The following is a 6,871-nucleotide window of genomic DNA, read 5'->3' as shown; positions in this document are numbered from 1 at the left end:
GGCACGGTCCACGAGGAACATCTCTCCATCCTGTGGCCGGTACTGCCACCGGTCAGGCTCACGGGTCGCCACGTCGACCGACGCGACCACACAGCTAGCCATGATCGCGCCGAGCCGACGGGCGTAGATCAGTACCGCGTCCTGGGCGACGTCATCGGACACGTCGTCATGGCCGTAGCTCCCGTGGCCGTCCCGCGCGATCGTGGCCGAACCGTCGGCACGCTTACGCGACCGGGACGCGTCGGCCTTCCAGCAGTACCGGCGCGCGGACTCGACGATCGCGGAGAAGTCCGCTTCGGTCACCCGCGCCATGTCCTCGGCCGTGACCGCCTCACCGGCCACGGTCGAAGGAATGTCCCGCGAAAAGACAGGGGAAATGAAGGCATGCGACATGAAGGGGCTCCATGCAAGAGAGGGATTTAGCGCCGCGCGCCGGGCGCAACGCGCCGATATCTAATAGTCCCTCCCGCACGCCCGGAAATCAATACTTCCGGGCGCCCAATTCCGCCTTTCTGGCGATCATTTCCGGCCACGTTTCCGCAGGTCAGAGGCCATTCCTGGGAGAGTGGCGACAGCGACGAGAAATCCAAAGAAAGCCTTGTTGCCAGGACGGGAGAAAAGAAAGATAAAAGCCGAACCCARCAAACAGCCCCGGGCAACCACCATTGAATTCCCGAAGAATGTGACACCGGACCCCCACTGTTCCGCCGTCTTCCGGCGAGGCCCGCCATTCCCCGTCCCGATTAATTCCCTGATTCTCAGGGGAATCAGTCGGGCTGCTTTTGGGTAGTGACAGCAGGCCGGCGACCTGCACCAGCGCGCCTGGGTGGGGTAGCTCTTCAAATGGGAGACCGGAGTGGCTAGCCGACAGGCCCACCGATGGGCAGGGGGTATTCCTGGAGGGGTCGGTTCACGATGAGCAGCGGCCACTGACTCCGCTCGCTGCACGAGCAGCGGGAGGCAGATTCCCAGGGCAGGGTGGCTGACCAGGGCACACGTCTCGCTGGGCAGGTCCGCTGGCGCCGCCGAGGCCGGCGATCCGCTGCGCGCTGTCCCGGCAGCACCCCTTGGAGCGCCGCTCAGATAGAGGCGAACTCCCAGGAACGTCCGCCCGCTTACAAACTCCCCTACAATACCCCGCCAGTCTAAGCGTCAGCGAGAGTGTAGCTGGCGGCGCGCGTCTCGTTGGCTGGTCGGCCGCCCGCTGCGACCGACGCTCCACTGGCCCTTTCCGCCCTGCCCGGACCCACACACCAGTATTTCCGGCTTCGAGAGGTCCATGACGCCACCGCCGGTCGGATCGGATCTCCCCGCGGTCTACCGGGCCACTCAGCCAACTCGTGGCCAGCGGGCCGACCTACATAGCAAAACCGCCGGCYACGGCGCAACGCAACTCGCTAGGTCAACTCGGCCCGCGCGGTGGAATCTCCGCCCGGCCGGTCCACGAGGCGAACTCTCCATCCAAATGCTAGACCCTCAGCACAGAAACCAGGTCACGTCCGCCGCGCGCCATGCCTGGACGCGGCCTATCCTCAGCCCCCACCCGTCGTGAGCGCAGGAATGTCGATCACCCGGACCGCAACCGTCGACGTCGTCGTCAACCCAGGGAACGCGCCGGCCTGGCCCGCACCCGCCCACGTCACGTCCCAACGCACCGTCGCCGTCACCGTGAACGTCCCGCCCGGCTCGTCCAACGAGCGGTGACGATAGGTGTAGCCACAGTCCGGCGACGCGCTCTTCGGATCAGCCCCCGCCGGGAACGGCGTGCCCGGCCCCGTGCAGGTCACCGTCCCGCCGTCCCCGAGAGACCAGTCCACCGCCACGGGCTTGGCGACCGCCGTCACCGCCACCCCGCCCGCCGCCGCGGTCGCCGCCACCTGGTTCCACCCGGCCGCATCAAGCCACAGCCACGTCGGCAGCTGCACCAGCTGGTCGCGGACCGGGCTCATCGAGATCGCCGGACCTGCGAGGCGTAGCTGGTTGCGGGCCTGTTCTGCGAGCGCGGCCGGGTCCGGGGCGGGGCCGGCGGGGGCGTCGGCGATCCAGACGGGAGGCCGGTAGAGCGCGTCACGCAGGCCGGGCGTCTGGCACTGGTAGACGTACCAGGAACCAGGCCGGCCATCCGGTCCCGTTGCGGCCGGTCGCACCACCAGTGCCCCCGACCAGTCGGCCGCTGCGACGACCCTCGGCCCGCTGCCCCGCGGAGCGGAGCGCAGATGTACCGGCTGGATCGGTGTGGAGGGCGGCTGGAAGTCGCTGCGGACGTAGGCGCAGTGCGCGGAGTCTGACGGGCCCAGCGCTACGTCCCCAGGCGGAGGCGTCACCCGACCACCGGTCGAGCCATCGTCCGGTGCGCCCCGCGGCGGGCTCGCGCCTTGATCGGGCCCGGCAGTCGATCCGTCCTGGCCGGCGGCGAGCTCGCAGCCGGGATGGGGGTTCTGGGAGCAGGTCGTCGACCCATACGGGTCGCCGGCCAACGCCGGCGCCGCAGCCACGCCCACCAGACACATCACGAGCCCGGCCACCGCCGCGACCCGCCGTGGCCTCAGCATGATCCGAGATCCTCGACAGCGAAGCGCGTGACCCGCCACGACCCGTCCTCGTGCAGGCGAACCTCGGAGGTGACCAGGCGCCGCCCGCCCGGCTCGTCATCGACCAACGTGCCGTCGGTGCGATACTGCAACCAGTTCGTACTGTCCGCGCAGTCCGACAGCATCACCGTCGTCGGCGCCTCCGACGGGCTCACCGAGGTCACCTGCGGGTGCAGGACCGGCTCGCCACGAGAGACGAACCCGTTGAGATGATCGGCATACAGGCTGCCCGAGAGCACCTGCAACGCCGACCCCGACGCGTACCGCACAAGATCCGGAGACTGCCAGTTCGAGGTGTGGCTCGCCTCCGCCATCGCCTTCCACAACCCGACATAGGCCGCAATCGCACGCTGACCCGCGGCGTCAGCCGGCGAGGTCGGCGACGGCGACACGGACGTCGCCGGCGAGCTTCGGGCTCCCCCTGTCGAGGCCACCGGCCCAGGCGACGGCTCACTGTCACCGCCCGAGCTGCACGAGACAACCACCACAGCGACGGCCACGTACAGCAGCCCGCTGGCCAGCCAGCCCATCCGGCGGTAGCGGCCAGGCGTGCAACGAGGAGCCACAGCGTCCACCTCGCACCATCCAGCGCCGATCAGTCACAGTCCCACTGCGGACCGCACCTCCCTCCAGCCTGCCCCACCAGACCCACCCAGACCCGGTCCCACTTCACAGTCGGAACGGCAACCCAGCACTATTTGACCCGTTCTGACCATAAACGCAGTAGCCGAAATGAAGGTGGTATATCACCCATAAGAACCATTCGCCACTGGGTGGGCGGCACCAGCGACCGTCGCACGGCGCCTCCAGCGAACCAACGAGGTCCAGAGCGCTGTACGCCTCGTCGATCCCGCCGGCGATGTCTCCGCTGCGGACCTGGCACAGCGCGCGCTGGAGGCCGACCAAGACCGGCCCGTGCCGGTTCGCGACGGGAAACAGATGCAGCTGGAAGACGCTCGAAGTTGATCTGCACCTCGGCCAGGACGCTGCGTGCTTCCTCGCCGCCTCCGCCCTGACGAGGACACGCGCTTTCCCGTCCAGGTAGTCCTGGACCGCCGCAGGTGGAGCGTTGACGCTGGCCACGACCGCGTCGGCCTCGACGACGAGGCCGACGGCGTCCGCAACAGGCCGCTGTAGTACCTCACCTTTATGACCTTGGTGGTTGCCCTCGGCACCGCCTGCGGCGGGACGAACGTGGGCTCGTCGACGGCGTCCAGCGTCGCCCTATCGGCTTCCAGCGTGGGTCGGGAGATGGAAGTACAGCCTGTCGCCACGCTGGTGTATGAATCGTCCGCCGTTGGCCTCTATCATCCTCCGGCTGGCGATGTTGCGCGTCCGGGATGTCAGAAGCGCGGGATCGACGCCGAGCCGGTTCACAATGGGCAGGGCCGCCCGAAGCATCGCGGTCCCGTGGCCGCATCGGCGGGCAGAGGGCTTGATGTCGTAGCCGATGTGCCCATACTCGGCGAGCTCGGGTGTCGGGATCGGCCGCACCGAGAGACGTCCCAGGTACTCCGGACCGTCGATCCACCAAAAGATCAACAGCAGGTCCGGGGTGACCGAGGACGGCCACAAGTCGTGGTCCCGGCGTAGCGCCGCGACGTAGGCGGCGAAGGCCGCCGGCTCGTGGATCTCCAGATCCTCGAAGTCGGGATAGCCACCCTCTGCACGGTATTCCTCGACGGCCTCCAGGAAGGAGCTGTGGACGCCGATCGTCGGCGCGCTCAACCGCGGCCTAGCCACCACAGTTCCCGATCTTACGGACAACACCGTGCGGAGCCAGAATCCGCGGCCGGGAGACGGCACGGCCGTGGGTGTTGTTCAGGCCAGCTTCTCCGCAGCCTCGGTGATCATTCTGTTCGACTGCTCCGGGTCGAGCGCGGCGGCTTGCAGGCGGTTCATGGCGAGCTGGTACCGGCGCAGATCGGAGTCCCGTTCCAGGTACAGGCCGCTGTGTAGCTGGTCCATGTGGACGACCTGTCCTCCTGGTGGAGCCGGGAAGGTCATGATCGTGAATGGGTAGCCGAACGCGGCGTAGGCGCCGAGCGCGTACGGCAGGACCTGCACGGTGATGTTCTGCTGCGCGGCGTCTTTGATCAGGCGCTGGAGCTGGGCGCGCATGACGTCGGCCCCGCCTACCTGGCGACGGAGAACGGACTCGTCGAGCACGACCCACAGTGAGAGCGGATCGTCACCGAGCAGGCGCTTCTGTCGTTCCATCCGGACCACCACCCGGCGGTCGATCTCGTCGTCGTCGAGGCTGGTGTTCGCCGAGCGCAGCACCGCGCGGGCGTACTCCGGGGTCTGCAACAGCCCGGGAACGARCTGGTTTTCGAACTTCTCCACCCGCACGGCGCTRCTCTCGGCCGCCATGAACCGCTCGAACCAGCGAGGCACCGCGTCGGTGTAGCTGTGCCACCAGTCCTGCTGACGGGAGTCACGCACCATCCGCAACAGGTCCTCGCGCAGCTGCGTGGCGGTCACGCCGTAGAAGTCGAGCAACGCCGTGACGTCGCGGGGGCGCTGCAAGCCGGTCCCCGTCTCCATCCGGCTGATCTTCGATTCCGAGCACCCCAGATGTGTCGCAGCCTGCTCGATCGTGATGTCCGCCGCCTCCCGCAGCCGCCGCAGCTCGGCACCGGCCTGCCGCCGTCGCATCGTCGGGCTCGCCTTGCTTGGCACTGCCACCTCCTCACCGCGGTCAACCCGACCGGGTCCTACGTTCTCACGGGCACCACCCTGCGAGGGCAGTCAACAGCAGGAAAAGTTCTCCTCATCGTACTGCCGTGCATTGCACGGCAGTGCCAAAGAGGGCATCCTGTTGATGTCACCGCTCGGCCACGATGCGACAGCCCGCCTGCGGCCGAACGGGGATTCGAGCATGCCCGGGGCTGGCATGGAGCCACCTTCRCGCCTTCGCCTCGCGCTCCGGACAGGAGGCACGTCCGCGTCGCACACGCGGACCACGAGCTGGGTGGGGGCAGATGCCGACGGCGCGGATCAGCCTGCGGGAAGAACAAGACGACCTTCGCTCACGGATGCGGGCGCTGGGACTGAGCCACGGCCAGGTCGCCCTGGAGTTCGCGACCCGGTACCGGCTTCGACCACGGGAGGCATGGCGACGGGCACACGGCTGGACCTACAGCCAGGCGGCACGCCAGATCAACACAGTCGCCGCACAGACCGGCTTCGACACGGACGGACGGGCCGCGATGACCGGCCCGACGTTGTGTGAAGTGGAGAAGTGGCCTGGATCGACAGGACGGACGCGGAAACCCACACCACGCACCCTCGCACTGCTCGCGACCGCCTACGGCGCGCAGATCCAGGACCTGCTCGACCTCGACGACCGCGAGCACTTCACCGCCGCCGAGCGGCTGACTCTGGACGGGCTGAGCAGAGCGGCACCGCCTCAGCCGATCTATGTGCCCCCCGAGCGCAGCCCGGACTTCGCCGTGGGGTCCGACCACCAGCAGGAGCCGGCCAGCCTGGGCCTACCAGATCGTCCGGTCCTGCGACGTGCCGGTGGGATGGTAGAGGTCGCCGTCGACCGGCGCGACTTCCTGGCGGGAACCGCCACGCTCCCGCCCTTCGCCGCGATGGAACTGACCCGCCACGACCTCCTGAGCTCCCTGACCGCCGGCGGAAGCGGCGCCGATCTCGACGAGTGGCGGCAGGTCGTCTGGGAGTACGCCCTGAGCTACGGCAGCAGCCCGCCCGCCGTCCTGCTCCGCAGACTCGACACCGACCTGTCCATGCTCGGCACAGTCGCGCGACGCCAGACCGATGACACAGCTGTCCGCGAGCTACGCCGAATCGGCGCGCTCCTGGCGGCGTTCACCGCGCACGCCACCGCGGACGTCGGCGATCTGCCCGCATCCCAGCGGTGGTGGCGCACCGCGAAACAGGCCGCCGACGCCTCCGGCGACCTCCACACCCGGCTGTGGACACGCGGACGTGAGATCGTCCGCGCGTTGTACGAACAGCGACCCCTGCCGGCCGTACTCGACCTTGTCGCCGAGGCAGACGCGATCACCGCCCAGGGCGGGGTTCCCCCCGAAGCGGTCCAGGAATACCTGGACGGCAAAGCGCGAGCGTTCGTCCGCGCGGGCAGGAACGACGACGCCCGAACCGCGCTGACCGACGTCCAGGCGAACTTCGAACGCCTGCCCGACCGGGTACGCCAGGACACCGCCTCGTGGTTCGGCTGGTCCGAACGCGCCCTGCGCCTCGCGGAAAGCTACACCTACTCCCACCTGGGCGACTACACCCGCGCGGAC

The 6,871-nt window shown here is 68.6% G+C and carries 5 protein-coding genes and 1 pseudogene; 1 reads left to right on the top strand and 5 read right to left on the bottom strand.

From position 1 onward, the window contains the following. From KBI5_RS22470 to KBI5_RS22450, 5 genes and pseudogenes are all read right to left on the bottom strand, one after another. Positions 1–393: pseudogene (locus KBI5_RS22470) on the bottom strand (hypothetical protein); the annotation flags it as partial. Between the two features lie 1,139 nt (positions 394–1,532). Continuing rightward, entirely contained in the window at positions 1,533–2,552 is a 1,020-nt protein-coding gene (locus tag KBI5_RS27195) for an ATP/GTP-binding protein (protein ID WP_198537897.1), read from the bottom strand. Then, entirely contained in the window at positions 2,546–3,157 is a 612-nt protein-coding gene (locus KBI5_RS22460) for a hypothetical protein (RefSeq protein WP_241883104.1), read from the bottom strand. The genes KBI5_RS27195 and KBI5_RS22460 overlap by 7 nt, the downstream gene beginning before the upstream one ends. A 658-nt stretch (positions 3,158–3,815) precedes the next feature. Then, complete coding sequence (locus tag KBI5_RS22455) at positions 3,816–4,334, bottom strand: GNAT family N-acetyltransferase (protein WP_085016373.1); 519 nt, start codon at positions 4,332–4,334, stop codon at positions 3,816–3,818. A gap of 78 nt (positions 4,335–4,412) precedes the next feature. Continuing rightward, positions 4,413–5,273 carry a helix-turn-helix transcriptional regulator gene (locus tag KBI5_RS22450; protein ID WP_116289996.1) on the bottom strand — a complete coding sequence of 287 codons (861 nt, stop codon included), beginning with the start codon at positions 5,271–5,273 and terminating at the stop codon, positions 4,413–4,415. Positions 5,274–5,575: 302 nt separating this feature from the next. Here KBI5_RS22450 and KBI5_RS22445 point away from each other — a divergent pair. Then, positions 5,576–6,871 (top strand): hypothetical protein (locus tag KBI5_RS22445; RefSeq protein WP_085016372.1); only part of this gene is annotated, 1,296 nt, incomplete at its 3' end.

The sequence above is a fragment of the Frankia sp. KB5 genome, assembly GCF_002099325.1.
Classification (GTDB): domain Bacteria; phylum Actinomycetota; class Actinomycetes; order Frankiales; family Frankiaceae; genus Frankia; species Frankia casuarinae.
Note: the sequence above shows the minus strand (reverse complement) of the source record. Positions and strands in the feature narration are given on the sequence as shown.

Bases quoted from the DNA above. Each gene is read 5' to 3' on its own strand.
- KBI5_RS27195 (WP_198537897.1), bottom strand. From the start codon at position 2,552: ATGCTGAGGCCACGGCGGGTCGCGGCGGTGGCCGGGCTCGTGATGTGT.